Below are 24,751 nucleotides of genomic sequence, written 5' to 3' on the forward strand. Positions count from 1 at the left end.
TGATTTTGTTGGTACAAGATTAGGGATTTTAATCACCAAAAAATATTTCACCATATTTCATGCAAAGTGAAATATATAGTAACTATCTGTTTAACAATATATTATATGTTTTTTGTATTCAAAAAATTAACAGAACCAAATGTATATAATGGTTTAAAAACGTAATCTAAGAGTAACATTAGGAGTTATACCCAAAGATGATTTGTTAGTTTCTCTTAATTCGTAAGAAATCTTGCCATTAGTATCTTCTGATCCATAGAGAGGAAAATTTATGTCCAGGATATTTTTTTTCCCATATAAATTTAATAAGGAAAAACCGAGGCGGCTTTTAAATCTGTCATTTTTTGCAGACCATTTAAAATCATATACTACAGAAAAATCCAGTCTGTGGTAATCAGGTAAAGATTTAGAATTTACAGGAGCATATTGAACAAGAGGACTATCATTTTCATCTACTAATTTCAGAGCAGGAGTATATGGGATACCAGTATGATATTTCCATCCTAACGAAAACTGAAGCTTTTTCCATAAAAAAGCATGCGACCATGAAAGCGAATGGGCTATATTATTATTTCCTTTAAACGCTTTACCTTGATTAAGCGTTTCGAATATAAACTCTGTATCAGAAAATGAATATCCTAGCCAGGTAGAGTATTTGCCAACCTTTTTTTTGATTAATATATCTATTCCTACAGAAATACTCTCCCCCTCAGATAATTCGTCAAAAGAAGATTCGAATCCTTTGGTAAGGGAAGTAAGTCCTTTTATTTTTTTGTAATAAGTATCCGCTTCAATATTCCAGTTTCTTTTATGAAAAAGGGCACCCAGAGTATATTGTTTGCTTCTCAACAAAGGAAATTCTTCTTTTTGGGCTCCCATCCATAGCTGATTTTCGAGTCCGAAATTAAAAGTAGTAAATTCGATAATCTGGCTAACAGACTGATTTTTTACCTCTGCAGATCCTTTAACCCTGAAATGATCCCCTATTTTTCGTTCAGCATAAAGCCTGGGTTCTATAAAAGCAGATTTTAATGCAGAGTAATAATTTGCTCTTACCCCAAGGTTAACAAGCCAGGTTTCAGGAGAACTATATAGTAAATTAGAATAAAAACTATGAGAGGGAATTTTCTGAGACTTGTCAAATTCAAAATCATTATCTTCTAGATAAGAAGACAACAAATTAGAATATAATTGATACCCGTTAGAGAAGGTAAAATTAGGATTAATATTCCATTTAGAATGAAGCGAAAAACCATATTCTTTTATAGTGTTTTCTTTTTTGATAGTTAAATCCTGACCAATAAAAAGATATCTTCCTTGATATTTGAGTTCATATTCAGAATATGATAATTGAGCTTCTGTAGAGAATCGGTCATTCCATTTGCTTTTCCAGGAAATATTTGTTCCAAAATTGTTGATAACAAGTTGATCTTCTGAAAAATCTATAAAATTAGTATCCATAAAAGAATAATCCAGTTTGTTTTGAGTAATCAAATTAGAAACAGAAATGTCATGTTTTTCGGACAGGTTAGCAATTATTTTTAAAGTAGCATCGGTAAAATAAAATAACTCTTTAATCTCTGAAACGTTAGAATCAAAAATAGATCTGTTGGCTGTAATACTCGTATTTTGGAAGGCTCGATTCGAATAATTTTTAGTTGTAGGAGTTTCTATAATATCAGTAATTGATCTTCTGGCAGAAAGAAAAACACCAACTTTTTTGGATACCGGAAGTTTCAAATACCCATCGGCATGAGTCATATTAATACCTAATCCTCCTTGAGTGTTTTTGGGGACAGTTTGATCGGTTTTGATATCAATAACTCCCGAAACCCTGTCTCCATAAATAGGTTGGGTTCCGCTTTTATATATGGTGATATCTTTGGTAATATATGGATTGAAAGCAGAAATAAGCCCAAAAAAATGATCAGAATTATACATTTTAATACCATCCCATAATATTAAGTTTTGGTCAGGAGTACCACCTCTTATATATATACCCGATGCGGTTTCAAAAGGACTTTCTATCCCGGGCAAAAGTTGAATATTTTGCAGAATATCAGGTTCAGATAACCCTGAAATTATATTCAAATTATTTGGTCGAATTTTAACCGAACCATCTCTGGTTTTTACAATTCCAGAGGTAAGATACTCTTTTATAATCACTTCGTTCAAAACAAAATCCTCGGGAGATAAAATATAGGCTTTACATTTTTTATTGATAGCACTTTTAACGGGTATAGAAATAGTTTCATACCCTAGATAAGAGATCATTAAAGTATCTGAAACACTACTTTTTATAGAAAAAAAGCCTTTCTCGTCAGATGAGACCCCTGTTTTTTTTATCTTATTAAATATAGTAACCCCCTCAATAGGAGTATGGGTTTTGTCTGTAATATATCCACAAAAAGGGAGTGTTTTGTTAAACTTGACAACAAAGTACCGCTCGTCGATTTGTGTAAAATGTATAGGATACTGGCTGGATAGTATAGAGATGACTTCTTCAAGAGTAACAGAGTCTTGATTTACTGTGATAATTATGTCTGTAAATGAAGAAGTATTGTATGAAAATTTTACACCAAAAAGCCCTTCCATTTCGGTTAGAAAACCGTTTAATGAAAGGTCGGCATAATGTATATTTTTCTTTTTTTCCTGAGCATTCGTAGTTATAGAAAAAAGAAAAATAAGCAATAAAAAGTAATATTTCATTTATTTTTCAGACAATTCGATAGTATTTTCGTCTGTAAAAATAAACTTAATATCCATTGCATCAAAAATAGTATGTAAAGCATTTTGCAAATTATTGTGTGTAAACCCTCCACTATACCGTTGGTCTATACTAATTTTTTTACTTTTGATAGTAATCTTGTACTGTTTTTCTAAAGCAGATATTACCTGTTGCAAAGGGGTATCGGTAAAGCTGCTCTCTCCTGTAGTCCATGATGGAAAAACATCATTTAGTCCCCATTTTTCAAAAGACGATGAGTTGATACTTCTTACAGCTTGCCCTTTGGAAATAATTTTTGAAGAGTTACTATTTTCAACTTTTACTTTTCCTTCATAACAAGTAACTTCAAAGAAATCGGAGGAAGTATTGATATTAAACTGTGTACCTAGTACCGAAACAGAATTAGTATTGGATTTTACAGTAAATATGTTTCCTTTTTTTACCTTAAAAAAAGCTTCTCCATCTAAAAACAAAGTTCGTTCGGTATTTTTCCAGCTTCCTTTTTTATAATATAATTTGGATTTAGCATTTAAAATAGCTTCAGAGCCATCGGGAAGAGTTATTGCTAATTGCTCTCCAAATTCAGATTGATATGTAATGGTTTGATTAAAAAACAAGGTATACCCCAGGACTAATACAATACTAGCTGCAACAGCATATACCCAACCAGGGATCATAGGGATTACTTTTTTCTCTTTAGAAATACTATTCTGAATGCGATCAAAAATTTTTTCTCTGTCTACCGTAGGTACATCCAGTAATTTTGTTCCTTCCAGAATTGTTTCATACAAAATATAATCCTTAGATTTTTTGAAAGTATTAATTTCCTCTTCGGATAATTCACCACTGATCCATCTGGCCAAAAAATCATCTGTGTTATCTGGTTTTTTCATTTTTTTTAATTTTCGGTTAGATAGCTTGCCCTAATTTTTCTTTTAATTCTAATAATGCCAAATGCATTCTTCGTTCTACTGCTTTTTGCGTTAGCCCAATAATTTCAGCAATCTCTTTATAAGTTTTTTTATCTTTTCTGCTTAATAAAAATACCTCTCGTTGTTTGGCCGGAAGCTCAGAAATACTACGTTGCAATTTTATCATAAACTCTTTTTCTTCCATCAAAAACTCCGGGCTATATTCATATTGAATAGAAGAGAAGCTTTGCTGGTTGTATTTTAAGATTACTTTTTTGTGATTCAATTCATTAAAAAAAGCATTTTGAGCTACTTTCATTAAAAATGATTTTGCTTTATCAAAAAGAACTTTTTTGCAATTTTTCCAAAGTTTTACAAAAGCATCCTGCGTTATATCTTCTGCTTGTTCCATATCCCCACATTTATAATAAATAAAATTCAGGATTACTTCAGAATGATTATCAAAAATCATTTTAAAAGTTTTTTCATCACAAACAGACTTTTGTTTTTCTGACATCATAAAAATATGTGGCTTTTTTTTTTCAAAACTACAGTTTTTAAATAAAAAAAGCCGAAAATGTCATTTTTTTATGGATGTTTCTGTCTCAACTTCTAATGATATGATAACCTTATCTACATAACAACAATATATTATCCTTTTACCCTATTTTTCAGAATCGATATTTAAAAATCAAAAAAAAGCAAATAAAAATAGGGTGTTTTGAAAGTTTACTGTTGTGTGAAAAAGGACATTTAATTTTTTTAAAACTAAGTTGTATTATGAAAGATCTAAAAAAATGGAATCATATTCTGATCATCTTTCTGAGTATAGTAGCAATTTCTGTTCAATCCTGTAAAAAAGATGATGATGTGGCAGATCCGGTACAGGATTCAGATAATCAGGTCAGTACAAGTGGTAATACTGGAAATACAGATGATGAGGGAAACATAACTCTTTATAAAGTTGAAGGTGATAAAATAGTAAAAGAAAAAGATTATAAGGTAACAGGAAAATTACTGGAGTTTCAAAAAGATACTAAAAAACACGAGGAAATATGGAATCTGGTAAAAAAAATTGTCCCCGAAGGCTATAGATCAAAAATGAGTGAATTTGTAATTTTTGCCGGCGAAAAAGATGATACCGCTGGATATGTAATAGAAAGAACGCAGGATCTTTCAAAATGGCAGATGGGTATTGCAATAGATTTTGCATATACCGGAGGATTTAATGCAGATGGACAACTGGCATATACTATCATACACGAATTTGGACATATTATTACTTTAGAGAAGTCGCAAGTAGACTCTTCTATAGCTGAAGCTAATTGCAAAAATTTCTTTACAGGAGAAGGCTGTTCAAGAGATAATTCTAATATAAATAAATTATACCAAAATCATTGGGCAGATATCTGGGATGAATTTTTGAAGGCCAATAGTGAAAGTGATAAGCAGAAATTTTATGACAAATATAAAGACAGGTATGTTACGCAATACGCTTCTACTAATCCGGGAGAAGATATAGCCGAGGTTTTTGCCACATTTGTTACCAGAGCCGGAGGAGTAAATGAAAACAACAGAGCAGAGAAAAAGATAGGGATCATGTACAATGATGCAGAAATGATAAAGCTGCGAAATCATATTAGAGGAAATATAGCAAAAAGCAGTAAAAACTTCTTGCCTGCCCCTGGATCATGGAAAAATGCAAATACGTTTGGTAATAAAAACAAAACACATTGTGGTTATAATAAACATTAAAATAATAAAATTATATAGATAGTTTTGATTATACAAACCACTTTATCCATGTTTTTGCGACAGTGTATGAAATATATAGTGATAATATTGATAACAGCAGTTTTTTCTTGTAAATCAGGCAAGAACACTTCTGTAAATGTTTTAACAGACAAAATCTTGGTGCACTATTCAAAAGGATCCTGCTTAGGAAAATGCCCTGTGTATGATGTATGGATATATCAAGATGGGTCGGTTTCTTATTTGGGAATAAGACATGTTTCTGCAAAAAGAAATATCAAAACAAAATTAGAAGAAAAAGAATTTAGAGAGTTAAAAACAATGCTAAATAAAGGGATACACGAAAATATGTCTTTTAAAAAAGTAAGAGACCTGCCAATTACCACATTGCGTTATAATGGCAAAGAGCATAAGTATCATTCGTCCAAAGTTGATGGCATGGCAAAAGAATTAAATATGATGTTAGAGAACATTGTATATAAAATAAGTGCAAAATCTAAATAATTAGGAAAAGTAAAGAGAACTAGTTTTTGGTAGGCTGACTAGTTTTTGAACAGATAAGTAAGGGAATAAGTAAGTGATTTTGATTTTTATAATAGTTTTTTCCCCCTTTATATCTGTTGATAAGACCTGAGGAACTTATGTTCCTCGGGTTTTTTAAATCTAAAGCTTACACCAATTTTATTTTTGAAATCGTGCACATAGAAATTAAATTTATTTTTTAAGTATTCAAGGCAAAAAAGGGCTTTTTGAAATTTTTAGGACATAATTTTTAAAACGTTATCTTATTTTAAAATATATATTGTAAGTTTATTTTCCCTTAAACTCTTTTTTAGACAGTTAAAATCATAGCATATTTAATTATAACAATATTTTAATTTTCTATGAACAACGATTATTTAATTAAGCAAATAAAAAATAAAGATAAAACTGGTTTTAAAAACTGCTATGAGTTTTTTTTTAAAGATTTAGTGATCTACGCAAATAAATATTTGTACGATTACTCTGTTGGCGAAGATATAGTTCAAGAAGTTTTTGTATACCTGTGGCAGCATTCTGATAGTATTGAAATAGAAGTGTCTCTTAAGTCTTATTTGTATACAATGGTCAAAAACAGGAGTTTAAATCATTTGAAATCTATTAAAATTAGTGATAGAGAAAATTTTTTAGAGTTTAGTAACTCTATGATTATTGATATTGAAAAACCCCTTTCTTCTATAAAAAGTGAAAATAAAATGTATTTAAAGATTTTGGATATTATTAATAATATGCCTTCTAAAATGCAGGAAATTTCCAGACTTAAGTTTGTAGAAAATTATAAATATAGCGAGATAGCAGAAGAACTGGGGATTTCTATAAATACAGTTAAAACACAACTTAAAAGAGCCAAAATCAAAATTAACGAATCATTAATTTTACCCCTTATTCTATTGCTTAATTGTTATTAATCTTGTTTAATTACTGAATTAATTTAATGTTTTTTTAAAAAAAAATATTTTTTTTGTCACCCATTTTTATATTTCAGTTGTCTTTATTATGAAAACTTTATCATAATTATAAGCAAATTAAAACCCAAAAATGGAGTTTATATTAATATTAAAAAAAATCAACAATACTCTTTCTGATCAGGAAAAAATAGAGTTTTACCGTTGGTACTCAGAGTCAAAGAGACATCGGGATTTTTACCTCAAGGTAAAAAACAATAAAGATTCCTATGAATACCTTTTTAATGAGGAAAAAAATTGGAGTTCCATTGAAAAGAAAATAAGAAATAGCAGAGCAAATATTTGGAAATATTATGCAGCTGCTTCAATAGCACTTTTGTTCTCGGCAGCTTATTTTTTTAATCCTGTAACAAATAAAAAACAAGTGCCTGTCACAATCTCTGCAAATAAGGTAGAAAACAATAAAACAATCCTAACCTTAAGTGATGGGGGCGAAGTGGTTTTGGAGGAGAATCAATCATTCGAAAACTCTAATATAAAAAGTCAGGGAAAAAGTTTGGCATACAAATCTGTAGAAGAAAATGGCAGTGAAACAGAAGAAATAAAAATAGAATACAATTATCTTACGGTTCAAAGAGGAGGAGAGTTTTCATTGATTTTAGAAGACGGGACAAAAGTTTGGTTAAATTCAAAAACCAAACTAAAATATCCTGTAAATTTTATAAAAGGAAAACCCAGAGAAGTTGAACTTGTTTATGGCGAAGCATATTTTGAAGTCTCGCCAAGTAAAAATCATTCGGGGGATAGTTTTAAAGTAATAAACTCCTTTCAAAAAATAAATGTTTTAGGAACCCATTTCAACGTAAAAGCATACCCAGAGGAGGATGAAGTGCTAACCACTCTGGTTGAAGGTAAAGTAATGGTTGAAAGTAAGGATAGCAAAATTTATTTAAAACCAAATCAACAATTACTATTAAATAAAATAAATCTAGAAGCCGAAGTAAAAGAAGTTAATGCAAACGAAGAAATAGCTTGGATTAGAGGATATTTTAATTTTAATAATACTTCTTTAGAACAAATAGCAAGAGTACTTGAAAGATGGTACGATGTAGATATAACTATAGAAAACAAACAAATAGGAGATGTAAAATTCAATGGTGTTTTACGTAAAAAACAAGACATTCATTTTGTCTTAAAAGCAATTACTAACACAAGCAATGTAACTTATGAAATAAACAATCGGAATATAAAATTTAAGAAATAAAAAAGGAATGAGGTTTTGTCAATCTCTCACAAAATAAAAACCCACATTCCTTTAAGAATATGCTAATTAATTAATTTAACATTTAACAAATTTATGGAAATTAAATTTACCGGGATTCTTTTTCTATTAAGAAAAAGACTGCTAATTAATATTATGAGAACGTTTATCTATCTTTTTTGTGCAATTTCATTTGCTTTCGTTCCAAATAATGGGTTGTCTCAAAACACAAAAATAACAATAGATTCAGATAAAGTAATATCTGTAGAAAAAGTGTTTGAATTAATCAAAAAACAGACAGATTATACTTTTGTATATGAAAACCATCTTTTTGAAAAACTACCAAAAGTAGAGTTGAAAAAAGGAATAATCACTATAAGAGATATTTTAGATAAAAGTTTACTGTCTGGTAATATCCATTACTCTTTTGGTGAAGAAGGCTCTATCTTATTAAAAAGGAAATTAGTTCAAAATAGTATTACTGGTATCGTAACAGATAGTAATGGCGGTCCAGTAGTAGGAGCAGCAGTAATCATTAAAGGAACAACCAATGGTGTTATTACAGATTTTGATGGAAAATATACAATAAAGGCATCTAATGGAGATATTTTAGTTTTTAAATCATTAGGTTTTGAATCTAAAGAAATAGTAGTAGATGACAGTACTACTACTATTAATGTTACATTAAAAGAATCTACAGAAACTCTGGAAGAGATAGTAATACGAACGGGGTATCGCAAAATAGATAAAAAACTATTTACCGGTGCAGCTTCAAAACTGAAAATGGATGAGATCAAGCTATCAAGCGAAGCCGATATTTCTAAATCACTAGAAGGAAGAGTTGCAGGAGTAAGTGTGCAAAATGTATCTAGTACATTTGGTACAGCTCCCACAATTAGAGTTCGTGGTTCTTCGTCAATTTACGGAAATCAAAATCCACTTTGGGTAATAGATGGTGTTATTTTGGAAGATGCTGTTAACGTATCTAACTCAGATATTAACTCAGGAAATATTAACTCTATTATAAGCTCTGGGGTTGCTGGATTAAATATGGAAGACGTTGAAAGTTTTCAGATTTTAAAAGATGCATCAGCAACAGCATTATATGGAGCAAGAGCAACAAACGGGGTTATAGTTATCACAACTAAAAAAGGTAGAAAAGGAAGGTTAAATGTTAATTATTCTAATATAATGACTATAAAGCCCAGGCCTACTTACAATGATTATAATATCTTAAACTCAAGAGATCAGATGTCTATAAACCGAGAGGTTTATGAAAAAGGCTGGATTAATATAGCCAGAACTCAAAGTGCATCTACACATGGTCCTTATGGTAAATTATTCGAATTGATAAAGAATAATGAAATCGAATGGGGAACAAATAATAATGAAATCAATGCTTTTTTAAGAAAATATGAAGTAGTCAATACCAATTGGTTTGATGAGTTATTTAAAACAGGGATCCAAACCCAACATACTTTAAGTGCTTCTGGAGGTGGAGAGAAAACTACTTTTTATGCCTCTTTAGGATTGTTGGATGATACTGGTTGGACAGTAGCGGATAAGGTAAGCCGGTATACAACATTATTAAAGGGGACTTTCTTTCTTTCGGATAAGTTTACGGTTACTGCACAATCAAATATGTCGTATCGTAAACAATCCTTGTCTAGTACCAGTAATTCTGGGGGAGTAGATAGGTTTAGCGGCAGGTTTATTCGTTCATTTGATAACAATCCTTTTTTATATGCTCTAACCACCAGTAGAAATATAAGACCAAGAAATGATGATGGAGAACTTGAGTATTTTAGAAGAAATTATACAGATTTTAATATCCTTGAAGAATTAGACCTAAATAAGATTCAATTAGGGGTTAGGGATATGAACTTTATTGCAGATTTCAATTATAAAATTAAAGACAACTTAATTCTTGCAAGTAAAGTATCTGCCCGGTATTATAATGCTCAAACAGAAAGGTTAATTCATGAAAAATCTAATCAATCCAGGGCTTATAGAGCAGGAACAGGGCCAAATGATTCTGAAGTTATTCGTAATAGTAACGGTTTATTATTTGAATTGCCAGGATCAACTACAGGAATAAAATATAGCATCTTACCAGAAGGAGGTATTTATTACAACCGAAGCAATCAATTAGAAAATTATTACTTCAACGGAAACATAACATGGAATCCTACTTACGGGGATAATCATGCGCTTACTTTTTTCTTGGGTTCTGAGTTAAGAGTTATAGACAGATCTGAAAATTGGAATAATGGATTTGGACATTATTTTGATCTAGGAAGTGTTTCAAAACCATCAGACCGTTATTTAACCTACTTATCAACACGAGGAGAATCTTATTTTGGGGTTAATAAAAGTTTCAATCGCTTTACTGCAAGCTTTTTAAATTTTGGATATTCATATAAAAGTAAATATACATTTAATGGAACGGTTAGGTACGAAGGGTCTAATCAATTAGGTAAAGAAACCTCGGCTCGTTGGTTTCCAACATGGAATATAGGTGCCAAATGGGCTCTTGCCAAAGAGAGTTTTTTAGAAAACTCTAATTGGGTTGATCAATTAGACATAAGAGCAGGTTATGGATTAAGCGGTAGTTTGGCAAATGCCAGAAATGCAAGTTTAATTGCCACTTCATCTAATTCATTACGACCATTAAACCCTTCTGCATCAGAACTTCAAATAAATATCGATGAATTGGGAAATAGTGATTTGACTTGGGAAAAACAATATGAACTAAATTTAGGCTTGGATTTTGGATTGTTCAATAACAGAATAAATGGAGATGTAAATGTATATCAAAGAAATGGTTTCGATCTAATTGGTAATGTACAAGCCAATGGAGTTGGGGGAGAGCTAATAAAAACAGGAAACGTGCTGGATTTAGAAGGTAAAGGTATAGAAGTTTCTTTAAATATAACTCCCGTAAAGACCCAGGATTTTAGCTGGAACCTTGGAGGTAATTTTTCTCATCATACCAATAAGGTTAAAAAATATAACTCTTTTACGTGGTTCGGAAGAGCTTCGTCGTCTTTAGGGGTTCCTGTGCTAGACGGACCTGTTAGAGGCTTTTATTCAACACGGTTTGCGGGTTTAAGCAATGAAGGAATACCTACATTTTATGATAAAAACAATAATGTGGTTAGTTCATTGGTTGTGCAAACAGAAGACTTTTCAAATTTTGTTTTTTCAGGAAATCTAGAACCAACTTTTATCGCTGGTTTAACCAATACTTTTTCGTATAAAGGGTTTGCTTTATCCGCTCTTTTTAGTGGGCAGTTTGGGCATAAAAAAAGAGTTTTTCAAGACTTCTCCTATACATATTCAGATTACGGGGCTTTATCGGCTCATTTAAAAAACAGATGGAGGGTTAAAGGAGATGAAAACATTACTAATATCCCTGCTATTCTAGATGCTGATCGAGTTAACAGAGGTGGTAATATAGGACAAGCATATAATTTGTACGGATTATCCGATTTGTGGGTGGCAGATGCTTCATTTGTTCGATTAAAAAATGTTTCTCTATCGTATTCATTTCCAAAAGAATTTATAAAAAAAACGAAGCTATCCAATTTTAGACTAAGTGTACAAGGTACAAACCTGGGTTTGGTATGGTTGGCAGATAAAGAAAAGTTAAATGGAGAAGATCCCGAATTTACATGGTCGGGAGGTACAAACTTACCTATAACAAAACAATATGTATTTACATTAAATGTTGGATTTTAAAAACATAAAGTTATGAAATTTATAAAATATAGTATATTATTTTTTCTTGTACTTATTTCTTGTAACGAAACTCTAGATGTAGTACCGGATCAAAGACTGGAAATAGATAATTTGGAAAAATTAGAAGCAACATTGGTTGCCGCCTACCAAAATGAAAGATCATTTCGATTTACTCATTTTAGCAGCGATGACGCAGGATTAGTTAAAAACTATTCTGGAAATCAATTAATATTAGAAGATCTGTATACTTGGAGAAGGGATATTAGAGATCAAACTCATCAAGATTCCCCATCATCGTTTTGGACAACAAGTTATAAAGCAATAGCGCAAACAAATTTAGTACTTGAGCAAGCCGATTTGATTACTCCAATCTCTAATGCTGAAAAAAATAAACTAAAGCTGATAACAGCAGAAGCAAAATTGGTTAGGTCATATAATCATTTTATGCTGGTAAATATTTTTTCAAAACACTATGATGTTTCTACAGCTTCCAAAGATTTAGGTGTTCCTTATGTAGAAAAAGTTGAAGATAAAATAAGAGTTGATTACACAAGAAATACTGTTGAAGAAGTGTATAACAAAGCAGAAATAGATTTGCTAGAAGCAATAAGTACTATAGAGAAACTTGCAAATGATTTTGACAACAACAAGTACCGTTTTACATTGGCAACAATGTATGCTTATGCCTCACGCTTTTATACTTTTAGAAATAAAGATGTGAAAGATCAGGACAAAGTGATTTTATATGCTACAAAATCATTAGATAATTTTCAAGGAGCAAATAATTTAAGGCAATGGTCTGATTATAACAGTAATAAATTTAGTCTTGTTGATATTAACAGATCAGAAGTTGGTTTGGTGCAAAGAGCAGATACATGGCTGTCTATTGATAATGTTTACCAGTTAAATAATGAAATCAGGGACAAATACCTTGGTAATCCTTTAGACCTTCCAGATGATAGGTTTCTTATTTATTATACTAGATCAGGAAATATATTTATACCTATTAACTATTTTGTGTTTGTTCAAGACAATGGCGAAAGAATTGAAGATGATATATTTCCACTGTCAGAAGTTATTTTAAACAAAGCAGAAGCACATATTAGAAAAGAAGAATATGAATCAGCTGCGGTACTTCTCAAAATTATAGGACAAAAATGCTATAAAAATTATAACTCTAATTTGTTAACAACCCAAAAGTTAAAGACGTATTATAAAGTAGGCACAGATAAAGAAGCATGGACCGCTTATTTGTTGCATGAAAGAAGGCTGATGCTATTGCTTAGAGGGTTTAGATGGTTTGATATTAAACGTTATAATATAGAAGTCACCCATAAGCTTAGTAATGGAAACATATTAAAATTATCTGATGTCGCACCAAATAAAGATTATCAGATACCATCTTATGCTATCTCTAATGGTATGACACCTAATAACTAAAAATTTTTATTATGAAAAAAAGTATAATGTATTTATTGCTATTAGGAGTAATAATTTGCTCTTGTGATAAGAGCGAAGAGAGTTTAGCTCCTTCTGAAGAATCAATTTTTCCGGATATAGAACAATCCAGTATTGATATTGAGTTGCAGAAAATGTTTGCTCCATATAATACTAGAGTAGAATACCGGTACATAAAAAACCTGTTGCCCAATGATTGGTATAATATAGCGCCTATTGAAGAAGAGTTAGTATTGCCAACATCCCGATTTTTACTGGATTATTGGGTAAAACCTTTAGAGTCTTCTTCTAACAAAGCACTGGTGAAAAAAACTTTTCCAAAAAAGATAGTGTATACCGGCTCACCTGCTTTTAACCTAGATGGGTCAAGGATATCGGGCCAAGCAGAAGGAGGAACACTAATACGGTTTACAGAATGTAACAGCTTTGATGTAAAAAACAAAAATTGGGTTAAATTTCAGTTAAGTACTGCTTTTCATGAATACTGCCATATCTTGCACCAAACCTTTAAACTACCAGATGAGTATAGAAAAGTTACGCCAAATAACTATACCAGGAACGGTTGGAAAACGATAAATTTAGATAGAGCTATTACGTTAGGTATGGTTACTCCGTATGCTACAAAAAGTGTTGAAGAGGATTTTGTAGAGTTATATGCTTTGTATGTTACTGGCAGTCAGAGAGATGTAAATATCAGGTTTGTGGATCAGGCAATACCGGCAAACAATCCCGATTCAGCTAGGCAAATTATAGAATATAATAAAGGACGTTCCCATATCAGGAAAAAGTTTGCTATACTAAAAAGCTTCTTGTCTGGAAGAGGTATTGATATTGAAAAAACAAGAGTAGAAGTGCAAAATAAAATCAATGGACAATGAAAAAAATAATATACCTATTACTAGTTTCATTAATAGTTTTTTCTTGTGAAAAGGCTAAAATTGAAAATGAATTTGACCAATCCCCTGAGCAAAGAACTCAAGTAAAAATAGATGAATTAAATTCTAAACTATTATCAAACCAAAAAGGCTGGTATACAGAATACAAACACGATAATAATAAGAAAGTAAAGCCTCTGTTTTTTAATTTTAAAGATAAAAACAGGGTAGTAATCAAATCTCATATCAATGGTTTTGAATCCAAAGAAACCAGTTATACATTGTCTTATACAGAAAATGTTGATATGATATTTAACACAAACAATGTTTTAGCCCATTTTGTAGAAAGAATGGAGGGAGCTGATTTTAGATGGCAATTGGTCTCTTTAAAAGAAGACGAAATCATTTTTAAAAGTAAAGAACAAAGATTAGATAAAGGTAGCACCCTGATCCTAAGAAAAAGTGATGGTTCCCACGCCAATACATTAGATAAATTAGCGAAACTCATCCCTAAACTATCCCATGATCTGGTAGAGTCTTATTTTAGAAATTTAGAAATTAAAGGAGTAAAACGAAGGTACGCATTTTCTTTTGAGAAAGAGAGTTTAGTATTAACTTTTGAATCTGAAAACGAACAAGGAAATAGAGAAGTTCATACAAGCAAAATGTTAAATATATCTGAGGATAAATTTTCCCTAACAAACCCATTATACGTTAATGGTATTGAAATCAAAGATTTTGCGTATGATAGTGCAAATAAAAAATTTATTATAGAAAACTCTTCATTAAAAGGAGAAATTGTTTACGGCTCAAAAGTATTAACATATAAAGGAGCTGCAGATGCTTTTCTTGCACCTAGAAAAGTTCATTTAATTCAAAAAGAACCTAGTCATAGATATAAACCATTTGTAGATGCAATCTTTAAGATAAAAGGAGTATCACAAATACAATGGTATGTTTTTACAAAAAATGTATCTCGGGATGGTATTAATATATTCATAGAAGATGGTAGTAATAGAAGATGGGTTGGAAATGATGTAGCAACAAGAATGCAAAAAGGGGGAGAAGACATAATTATTGTCCCAAGGGCAGGTAATACAGATCTCTCAGGGGCATTTTCTGGAGATAGTAAAAAAGCTATTGATGATCATTTTTTGCTTTGTTCTGAATCAGAAGGGTTTTATGTAATAAATAATCAAAAAAGAAACTCTAAAGGAGAAGAAACCTATACGCTGGTTTCAAAAAAATCCCCTAATATCTTTTTTAAACTTACAACGAAGCGGTAATAAAAACATAAATGTGTTTACCTGCCAATTACAGGGATCCATATAATTAGAACCAAAATTATTTTAGGTAGAAATAAAAAGAGGATGTTTGTCAAGACAAAATTTCTACCTAAAAGTAAATATTGATATAAATAAAAATAATAGAATACACGATGAAAAAAATAATATATCTATTACTAATTTCATTAGTAATATTTTCATGCAAAAAAAATAAAGTTGAAGATGAAGTTCCCCAACTTCAAGTTAATGATCAATCTCAAGAAAAAATAGGGGAACTAAACTCTAAATTGCTTTCAAGTAAAAATGGCTGGTATGCAGATTATGAGTATAATAAAGAAAAAAAAACAGTATTGCTGTATTTTAATTTTAAAAATAAAAACAAAGTATCCATTCAATCACCTATCAAAGGATATGAATCCAAAGAATCCGGTTATACATTATTTTATGAAGGGCAAGTTAATTTGTTATTTGACAAGAACAATGTTTTTGTAAAAGAATTTAACAGGACTGACCTTAAATGGCAATTGGTTGCTATAAAAGAGAACGAGATTATTTTTAAAAATAATAAAGAAGAGGAAAGTACTTTGGTTTTAAAAAAAAGCGACGGTTCTCACTCTGCCATAATTAAGGATATAATTAAAGCTCAGGCTAATTTAATAATAGCTCGGGATAATTTAATAACTAATTTATCTCATGACCCGGCAGAGTCTTATTTTAGAAATTTAGAAATTAAAGGAGTAAATCGCAGATATGCCTTTTCTTTTGATGAAGAGAATTTTTCATTAAGTTTTGTATCTGAAAATGCTGAAGGAAAGAGAGAAAAACATATAAGTCAAATTTCGATTGTTTCAGAAGGTAAATTTTCTTTAAAAACCCCATTAATTGTAAATGGCAAAGAGATCAAAGATTTTTCGTATGATAGCACAAATAAAAAATTTATTATAGAAAATTCTTCATTAAAAGGAGAAATTATTTATGGCTCAAAAGTATTAACATATAAAGGAGCTGCAGATGCTTTTCTTACACCTAGAAAAACTAATTTAATTCAAACACAACCTAGCCTTAAATTTAAACCATTTGTAGATGCAATCTTTAATATAAAAGGAGTAGCACAAATACAATGGTATGTTTTTACAAAAGATGTATCTCGGGATGGTATTAATATATTCATAAAAGATGGTAATAATAAAAGATGGATTGGAAATGATGTAGCAACAAGAATGCAAAAAGGAGGAGAAGACATAATTATTGTTCCAAGGGCAGGTAATACAGATCTCTCAGGGGCATTTTCTGGAGATAGTAAAAAAGCTATTGATGATCATTTTTTGCTTTGTTCTGAATCAGAAGGGTTTTATGTAATAAATAATCAAAAAAGAAACTCTAAAGGAGAAGAAACCTATACGCTGGTTTCAAAAAAATCCCCTAATATCTTTTTTAAACTTACAGAGAATCGGTAATAAAAACATAAATATGTTTACCTGCAATTAGAGGGATCCATATAATTAGAACCAGAATTATTTTAGGTAGAAATAAAAAGAGGATGTTTGTTAAGACAAAATTTCTATTTCAAAATAAATGTTGGTATAAATAAAAATAATAGAATATACGATGAAAAAAATAATATATATATTACTAGTTTCGATAACTATCTTTTCATGCGAAAAAAGTAAAGTCGAAGATGAAATTACACAAGCCCAAATTGATCAATTAGCAGAGCAAAGGACTCAGGAGAAAATAAATGAACTAAATTCTAAACTGCTTTCCAGTAAAAATGGCTGGTATGCAGATTACGAATACAGTAAAGATAAAACCCCGGTACCACTGTATTTTAGTTTTAAAGATAAAAACAAAGTGCTGATTCAATCGCCTGTCAAAGGGTTTGAGTCAAAAGAATCCAGTTATACACTATCTTATACAAAGCAAGTTGATTTATTATTTGACAACAATAGTGTTATAGTTAGTCATGTAGAAGAATTTAAAAGAGGTTTTCTTAAATGGCAATTGGTTGCTATAAATGAGAATGAGATTATTTTTAAAAATACAGAAAGCAAAAAAGAAGATGAAAGTTTTTTGACTTTAAGAAAAAGTGACGGTTCTCACTCTACCAAAATTAAAAACATAATTAAAGCACAAATTAGTTTAACACCAAAATTATCTCATGATCCTGCAGCATCTTATTATAGAAATTTAGAAATTACAGGGGTAAATCATAGATATGCTTTTTCTTTTGATGAAAATAGTTTTTCATTAGTATTTACGAACCAGGATAAAAAAGGAAACAAGAAATATCATAGAAGCCAGGTTTTAGCAGTTTCAGAAGATAAATTTACTTTAGAAAAACCACTATATGTTAACGGTATCGAGGTCAAAGATTTTATGTATGACAGTGCCAGCAAAAAATTTAATATAGAAAATTCTGAATTAAAAGGATCGATTACTTATGGGTCAAAAGTTTTAACGAATGAGGGGGCCGCAGATGCTTTTTTAAAACAAAAACAAAAGAGTTTTATCTTTAAAGACCCTAGTCCTGCATTTAAACAATTATTAGAAGGTGTACTTAAAATTGAAGAAATAATAGGAGTGCAATGGTTCGTTAACCGTAGAAATGATAATGTTATTGCTTTTGCACTAAAAACTAGATTAAATGATTTGGATTTAGCTTTTAACATTTATGAAGGCCATAATAAAATAGGAGAAGACATAATCAGTTTAAAAAAAGATGAAACTGTTATAAATATTAAAGAATTGGCTTCTAAGAATAAAATTTTAAATGATTTTATGGCTTTTATGAAAGCAGTAGAAGGATTTGATATAGTGCCATACGAGAATAATGGTTCATTTATTGTTGTTTCCAGAGCAGACCCTAAGTTCTATTTTAGACTAGAAAGCGCAAAGAAAGATCTTTTTTAATTAAATATAATTTTGGATCATTACTTTTTTTGGAATAGAAATCTCTTATTTGATACAGGAGTTCTATTGTTTGGTTTTTTGGTATTTGTGAAATAAAATGATATAAAGGTTTTTAAATAAAATCATTATAAAGAGAATCAAATTATTTTTGTTTGAGACTAAAAAAACAGGGATAACATCGTTGTTAATGTATATTATATAAGACCAGTTAAAACAGGTTTTTTATAGTGACAAAAATACTTTAGCTATAGATTCTGTATCAAATATCTGATAATAAAAAAGATGTATTTAGCCTGTGTTATCTATATCGCGATATTAATCAAAACAAAAAATAGCAGCGTGTCACATTGAGCTTATCAAAATGCACTTAAAAATGACGTTTTATAGGTATTTGATAAGCTCTTGACTGGCACTGTAAAACCTTTTTACTTAATAAAAAGAATTTAAGATGAAAAAAAGAACATACCTGTTGCTGATTTCATTAGCAATCTTTTCCTGCAAAAAAAGCGAAATTAAAGATGAAATAGCCCAACCTCAAGTTGAGCAGTTATCAGAACAAAGAGCTAAAGAGAAAATAGAAGAGTTAAGTACTAAACTGCTTTCAAGTAAAAATGGTTGGTATGCAAATTATAAATATAATAAGGGTAAAAGCTCGGTACTGGTGTATTTTAATTTTAAAGATAAAAACAAAGTATCCGTTCAATCCCGTATAAAAGGGGTAGGATCACAAGATTCTGGTTACATGTTATCTTATGATAAGCAAGTTACCTTGTTATTTGACCCAAACAGTGATGTGGCTAGTTTTGTAGAACCATTTAAAAGGCTTGACTTTAAATGGAAATTAGTCTCTGTAAAAGAGAACGAGATTGTTTTCAAAAATACAAAAAACAAAGAAGATGAAAGTACTTTGGTTTTAAGAAAAAATGATAGTTCTCACTCTATTAGAATTAAGTTTCGACATAGTTAGTTCGATTCCTGAATTATCGCACTACTTATATAGTCTTTGAGTTAGTTATCACGTAAGTTCCAGAGAATGATCCCTTCAAACACCCAGATTCAACTTATATACAAACCACTTATACTAAACCTAGCACATTGGTATAAAGATGTAGAGCAAACAGGCTTTAAAATATTTAATACGATAGCTAATACAATAACAATCAACTACAGGTCCATTTTAAATTATTTTATTAACGAAGTACTAATGCTTCAGCAGAATCTTTTAATACAAAGATAAAAGCATTCAGAGGTGTCAAAAATGTAGAATTCTTTTTAGATTAACCAGAATATTTGCATAAACACAACAATTGGTCTTGATCCTTGATCCCTCCAAACCCCAAACAAAAAAGCCGACTCGTTAAAGTCGGCTTTTTTGTTTGCTGTGCGGGCGGGGAGACTCGAACTCCCACACCTCGCGGCACTAGATCCTAAGTCTAGCGTGTCTACCAATTCCACCACGCCCGCATTACAATCTTTTACAATACTTAGGACTTTTTGTAAAAGTGAGTGCAAATATACACAATATGTATAAAATGCAAACAACTTAAATTGTTTTTTTTCAATAATATTTTAAATATTTAAAGAGTGCCACTATAACCCCTTTATTTTAAGCTTAAAATGAAAACGATAATTATATAAAAATCGTTTGTTTTCATAGCTCAGATTTTAACTGCTGTATTAATTTTTTAGAAGTTTCGGTATGCATTCTCTCCAGCAATTCAATCATTTTAAGTTTAGTTTCCTCATTGTATACCAGAAGTTTATTTTCCTTCTCAAAATTATATCCCGCTTTGGTAAATAGGCTATCCGACCAGGTATTACGTATACAATCTATAATCAAATGTATACGATCGGTTAAACCATTGTTCTCTACTCGGTGAGGAAGATTAAAATTTCCGTACCAACATTCGCCTGCAGCCATGGATACCAATGTATTATTAATATAAAAAAGGACATTAGGGTTTGTTGTAATAGGAATATGTATTCTAAAAAATCCATCTTCATACCCTAAATTGAGATCGGTATGCTCTTTTATTTGACTGTTGGGCGAAAGATTTAATAAACGAATAGATTCTTTTTCACATTCAAATAAAGAAATTATTTTTTTAAAATAAGAACAATTATCTAGTAATGCAGTGTTTTTATAATTATTTGTGCCAGAAGAATGTGCATATATTTGATTTGTTTCTCCGGTAAGAGATCTAAGAGCTATAGATTTCCATTGCCCCGAATAATCTCTGGTATTATAATGAGGGACAAATAAGTTTGATTTACAAATATGCAAATCTTTCAAAAGTTGTTTTTGAGAAAATAAAAAAGGAATTTTTAAATATATATTTTCCATAAAAGGATGCATTGGTTATACTAGCAAATTACTTCATTTTTACTACTTTTAGGCAGAAATAAATTCAATTTCATGCAAAATATAACATCTTACGTTCAGGAACATAAAGACCGATTTATAAATGAACTTCTTGAACTCCTTAAAATTCCATCTATTAGTGCAGATAAAGCCTATAAAGAGGATGTGATTAAAACAGCAGCAGAGGTCAGCAACCGACTTAAAGAAGCAGGGTGCGATGCAGTAGAAATATGTGAAACTCCAGGATATCCAATTGTATATGGAGAAAAGATTATAGATAAAACCTTGCCAACAGTATTAGTATACGGGCATTATGATGTGCAACCTCCAGATCCCATAAATTTATGGGATAGCCCCCCTTTTGAACCTGTGATTAAAAACACAGAAATTCATCCCGAAGGAGCAATTTTTGCAAGAGGATCCTGTGATGATAAAGGGCAAATGTACATGCATGTTAAAGCGTTAGAAATTATGACCAAAACTAACCAACTACCCTGTAACGTAAAATTTATGATAGAGGGAGAAGAAGAAGTTGGAAGTAAGAGCCTAAGTTGGTTTGTAGAACGTAATCAAGAAAAATTAGCTAATGATGTAATTTTAATTAGTGACACAGGAATGATTGCCAAAGATGTTCCTTCTATTACTACAGGGTTAAGAGGGCTAAGTTATGTTGAGGTTGAGGTAACAGGACCTAATAGAGATTTACACAGTGGTTTGTATGGAGGAGCAGTGGCAAACCCGATCAATATATTAACAAAAATGATTGCATCTCTGCATGATGATAACAATCATATTACCATTCCCGGTTTTTACGATAAGGTAGAAAACCTTTCTAAAGAAGAACGGGCAGAAATGGCAAAAGCACCTTTTTCTCTGGATGCCTATAAAAAAGCTTTAGATATTAAAGCAGTATATGGAGAAGAAGGGTATACCACCAACGAACGTAATTCTATTCGTCCAACCCTAGATGTTAACGGAATTTGGGGAGGATATACAGGAGAAGGAGCCAAGACTGTTATTGCCAGTAAAGCGTATGCCAAAATTTCAATGCGATTAGTGCCTAATCAGGATTGGGTAGAGATAACAGAACTATTTAAAAAACATTTTGAAAGTATAGCTCCAGATGCAGTAACTGTAAAAGTTACTCCACATCATGGAGGTCAAGGTTATGTTACCCCAATAGATAATATTGGGTATCAGGCAGCCAGCAAAGCATATCAAGATACATTTGGTAAGATCCCTATCCCACAACGCAGTGGAGGAAGTATCCCTATTGTTTCTTTATTTGAAAAAGAGCTAAAAAGTAAAACCATCCTAATGGGATTTGGCTTGGATAGTGATGCCATCCATTCTCCTAACGAGCATTTTGGGGTTTGGAATTACTTAAAAGGAATAGAAACGATTCCTCTTTTTTATAAATATTTTACAGAATTAAATAAATAAGATTTTTAATTCACATTTTAGGCTTAATTCTTCGAGGCTTGTCTCGAAATGAAAGAGAAAATTTCAACAGAAGGCTAGCCTCAAAGTAATTGACTACGTCAAACTATAGATAATAAGCGATAGACCTACCCTGATTTATAATCAGAGTAGGTCTATTCGTTATATCTTTTTTGTGATTACCTGGATCATTATTAAAAAAAGATTTACAGGTAAGTGTCCCTAAGACATAAAAAAGACACACCGGATTTTAAATCACAAACCGTATGTAAATCATTGTTTTAGGAAGAAATAACTTACTTTTTAAAATACACCTATACATTTTATCGAAAACAGAAATATATTTTATGTTTCATTTTTTTTTAATCGTAAATTTAAGGTATCCCCATAATTTCTATTTTTAAGCTTTATCGTAAGTACTAATTGGATTAATATACATTGTTAAAATCAATTTCTAATAATTAAAAACAGGTACGATGAAAAAAACAGTATTAAGCTTTTCGGCAGTATTATGTGTAGCATTTACTTTTGCTCAAAACAATATTATAGATGTCGGTCAAACAGGAAAAGGCAATGAAACAGAAATCACTCAAAAAGGAGTAAACAACACCTTAACAATTGTTCAGGATGGCAATTTTAATATTGCTATAGCAAAACAAGGTGTAGAAAGTGAAACAATAGGTAATGGCACTATTAGCCAAATCCAAACAGGTAATCAAAATGATGTGTATGTTATGCAGCAAGGAGATTTTAATTTAGTATACCAAAACCAGCTAGGAGTATCAAATAGTGCAGAAGCTATTCAGTATTCAGATATTATAGAAAGTAAAATTAAACAAACTCAAATAGGTAATTTAAACAAAGCAACAGCAATACAAGGAATAGATTTAATGTTTACAGAAAATATTAAAAATATTATTGATCAAACACAAAAAGGTAACTTTAATATAGCAAAGGCGAGTCAATCAGATAATGATTATAACCCTAGAACGATTGCACAAAATCAGGAAGGAGAATTTAATCAAGTTGTAGCAAATCAAAGTTCATTTTTTGGATTTAGTTCTAGTATAGAGCAGAAACAATCTGGAGAATACAATAGTGCATTAGCAACTCAATATGGTGGAAACTATAATCAAAGTAGTATTGTCCAGGATCAAAATGGATTAGGAAATACTGCAGATGCAAGCCAATTCTCAGAGCCACATGGTTTTGGGGATAGTTCGATTAATCAATCTCAAAACGGAAATTATAATAGTGCTATTGCGATACAGAATCATGGGCATTCTATTACACAAAATCAAATTGGGGATTTTAATCAAGCCTTTGCTCAGCAGGAACCTCAGGAGTTTTCTATAATAAATCAAAATCAGGAAGGGGTTAGAAATACAGCATATGCTTCTAAAGATAAAATAGATCAGTTTGGTACACGTCCTTCTTATATTTCCCAAAACCAAGTAGGAGAAGATAATCATGCTTCTGCTACCTTAGAAGGTAGAGGTTTTGTGACCCAAAAACAAGAAGGAGTAAGAAATGATGCTTCTTCAGCACATATATATGCTTATAACATTAGGACTAATCAAAAACAAGCTGGTGAGGACAATAAAGCGGTTGTAAGTAGCTCATTTAGTTCTTCTTCTCAAGAGTTTGAAGTCTTACTACAACAAGATCAGGTAGGAAACTATAATGAAGCTATGGCTATATTACAAAGTGGAATTGGTATTAAGATCACACAAACCCAAGAAGGAGAAAGGAATATAGCAGTAGCAAAGAGTAATGGAGATATAAATGAAATAGTAAGTGTGCAAAATGGGTTTTCTAATACCATTGAGCAAACTCAAGTGCAAGGAAAATACAATCTAATGGAAGCTAGACAAAACAATATGAGTCTTAGTGGAGAAGAAAACCTTTTGTCTCAGTTACAACACGGAAATACGAATATGATGATTTCTGCTCAGGAAGGATCATTTAATACTGCGTATGCCACTCAGATCGGGGATTCTAATATCCTAAATACAAAACAAATTGGTAATGCTAATAGTTTAACAGCCTCTCAGGAAGGCACTTCGTTATCAGTAATTATAACTCAAGAAGGAAATGGTAACAGTTCGGTTATTTCTCAATAGATTTATTAAAAATTGGATTTTGTTTATCAATAATTAACAGACTAATACCATTTTAACTTTGAAATAGCACTAATAAATTATTTCTTTTTCAAGTATTCTTCGTTAAAAAAGATAATCGTAACTACAGCTATGCTTGATGCCAAATCAAGTCAGGCACAAGCTTTTTGCCTTGAATACTTAAAAATAAATTCAATTTCTATACGCACTATTTCAAAGTTAAAATGGTATAATAAAACAAAAGAGGATGTTTGACTTTTCAGACCCCCTCTTTTTTTATTATGAATAATTCAAGAAACCGACTCTAAAAGAAGATTTTACTGAAAGAAATAAAGTTTTTTTAGAAAATACTACAAATAATTTAGCTGAATTTCATCAAAAATTACTTTTTAGACAGCCTCATTTGTGTTCTTTTTGTTTTAAAAAATCAACAGTGATTAAGCTTTGATATTGTGATTTTGA

The 24,751-nt window shown here is 30.8% G+C and carries 17 protein-coding genes and 1 tRNA gene; 13 read left to right on the forward strand and 5 right to left on the reverse strand.

Features of this window, described 5'->3' with window-relative positions; all coding sequences use genetic code 11:
* Positions 1–153: 153 nt before the first annotated feature.
* Genes ACZIYX_RS02530 through ACZIYX_RS02540 form a run of 3 tightly spaced genes read right to left on the reverse strand, consistent with a single transcriptional unit; the run spans position 154 to position 4,159 of the window.
* Positions 154–2,709: a TonB-dependent receptor gene (locus ACZIYX_RS02530; RefSeq protein WP_462680624.1), complete on the reverse strand. Its 2,556-nt coding sequence runs from the start codon at positions 2,707–2,709 to the stop codon at positions 154–156.
* Positions 2,710–3,621, reverse strand: a complete 912-nt coding sequence (locus ACZIYX_RS02535; RefSeq protein ID WP_462680625.1) for a FecR family protein — start codon at positions 3,619–3,621, stop codon at positions 2,710–2,712.
* A gap of 16 nt (positions 3,622–3,637) precedes the next feature.
* Positions 3,638–4,159, reverse strand: a complete 522-nt coding sequence (locus ACZIYX_RS02540; RefSeq protein WP_462680626.1) for an RNA polymerase sigma factor — start codon at positions 4,157–4,159, stop codon at positions 3,638–3,640.
* Between the two features lie 260 nt (positions 4,160–4,419).
* On the opposite strand from ACZIYX_RS02540, the gene ACZIYX_RS02545 reads away from it, so the two are divergent.
* The 11 genes from ACZIYX_RS02545 (at position 4,420) to ACZIYX_RS02595 (ending at position 19,334) form a co-directional block, all read left to right on the forward strand.
* Complete coding sequence (locus ACZIYX_RS02545) at positions 4,420–5,394, forward strand: hypothetical protein (protein WP_462680627.1); 975 nt, start codon at positions 4,420–4,422, stop codon at positions 5,392–5,394.
* 66 nt (positions 5,395–5,460) lie between these two features.
* Positions 5,461–5,895, forward strand: a complete 435-nt coding sequence (locus tag ACZIYX_RS02550) for a DUF6438 domain-containing protein (protein WP_462680628.1) — start codon at positions 5,461–5,463, stop codon at positions 5,893–5,895.
* A 380-nt stretch (positions 5,896–6,275) separates the two neighbouring features.
* Positions 6,276–6,839: an RNA polymerase sigma factor gene (locus ACZIYX_RS02555; protein WP_462680629.1), complete on the forward strand. Its 564-nt coding sequence runs from the start codon at positions 6,276–6,278 to the stop codon at positions 6,837–6,839.
* Positions 6,840–6,969: 130 nt separating this feature from the next.
* Positions 6,970–8,100, forward strand: a complete 1,131-nt coding sequence (locus tag ACZIYX_RS02560) for a FecR family protein (RefSeq protein ID WP_462680630.1) — start codon at positions 6,970–6,972, stop codon at positions 8,098–8,100.
* Between the two features lie 153 nt (positions 8,101–8,253).
* Positions 8,254–11,838: a SusC/RagA family TonB-linked outer membrane protein gene (locus tag ACZIYX_RS02565; protein ID WP_462680631.1), complete on the forward strand. Its 3,585-nt coding sequence runs from the start codon at positions 8,254–8,256 to the stop codon at positions 11,836–11,838.
* 12 nt (positions 11,839–11,850) lie between these two features.
* Positions 11,851–13,278 (forward strand): RagB/SusD family nutrient uptake outer membrane protein, encoded by a 1,428-nt coding sequence (locus tag ACZIYX_RS02570; RefSeq protein ID WP_462680632.1) that lies wholly within the window; start codon positions 11,851–11,853, stop codon positions 13,276–13,278.
* Between the two features lie 11 nt (positions 13,279–13,289).
* On the forward strand, positions 13,290–14,174 hold the full coding sequence (locus ACZIYX_RS02575) for a substrate import-associated zinc metallohydrolase lipoprotein (protein WP_462680633.1): 885 nt from the start codon (positions 13,290–13,292) through the stop codon (positions 14,172–14,174).
* A complete protein-coding gene (locus ACZIYX_RS02580; RefSeq protein ID WP_462680634.1) occupies positions 14,171–15,457 on the forward strand; it encodes a DUF4302 domain-containing protein in 1,287 nt (428 codons plus the stop codon). Before ACZIYX_RS02575 ends, ACZIYX_RS02580 begins: the two co-directional genes overlap by 4 nt.
* 152 nt (positions 15,458–15,609) lie before the next feature.
* Entirely contained in the window at positions 15,610–16,914 is a 1,305-nt protein-coding gene (locus ACZIYX_RS02585) for a DUF4302 domain-containing protein (protein ID WP_462680635.1), read from the forward strand.
* A 151-nt stretch (positions 16,915–17,065) separates the two neighbouring features.
* Positions 17,066–18,367, forward strand: coding sequence for a DUF4302 domain-containing protein (locus ACZIYX_RS02590; RefSeq protein ID WP_462680636.1), 1,302 nt, complete (start codon positions 17,066–17,068; stop codon positions 18,365–18,367).
* Positions 18,368–18,815: 448 nt separating this feature from the next.
* Positions 18,816–19,334: a DUF4302 domain-containing protein gene (locus ACZIYX_RS02595; RefSeq protein WP_462680637.1), complete on the forward strand. Its 519-nt coding sequence runs from the start codon at positions 18,816–18,818 to the stop codon at positions 19,332–19,334.
* A 415-nt stretch (positions 19,335–19,749) separates the two neighbouring features.
* Here ACZIYX_RS02595 and ACZIYX_RS02600 read toward each other — a convergent pair.
* Positions 19,750–19,831: transfer RNA gene (locus ACZIYX_RS02600), tRNA-Leu, on the reverse strand.
* A gap of 187 nt (positions 19,832–20,018) precedes the next feature.
* Positions 20,019–20,711, reverse strand: coding sequence for an aspartyl/asparaginyl beta-hydroxylase domain-containing protein (locus ACZIYX_RS02605; RefSeq protein WP_462680638.1), 693 nt, complete (start codon positions 20,709–20,711; stop codon positions 20,019–20,021).
* Positions 20,712–20,783: 72 nt separating this feature from the next.
* Here ACZIYX_RS02605 and ACZIYX_RS02610 point away from each other — a divergent pair, with 72 nt between their 5' ends.
* A complete protein-coding gene (locus tag ACZIYX_RS02610; RefSeq protein WP_462680639.1) occupies positions 20,784–22,172 on the forward strand; it encodes a dipeptidase in 1,389 nt (462 codons plus the stop codon).
* A gap of 473 nt (positions 22,173–22,645) precedes the next feature.
* On the forward strand, positions 22,646–24,292 hold the full coding sequence (locus tag ACZIYX_RS02615; protein WP_462680640.1) for a hypothetical protein: 1,647 nt from the start codon (positions 22,646–22,648) through the stop codon (positions 24,290–24,292).
* Positions 24,293–24,751 lie beyond the last annotated feature (459 nt).

Source organism: Aquimarina sp., from assembly GCF_977115655.1.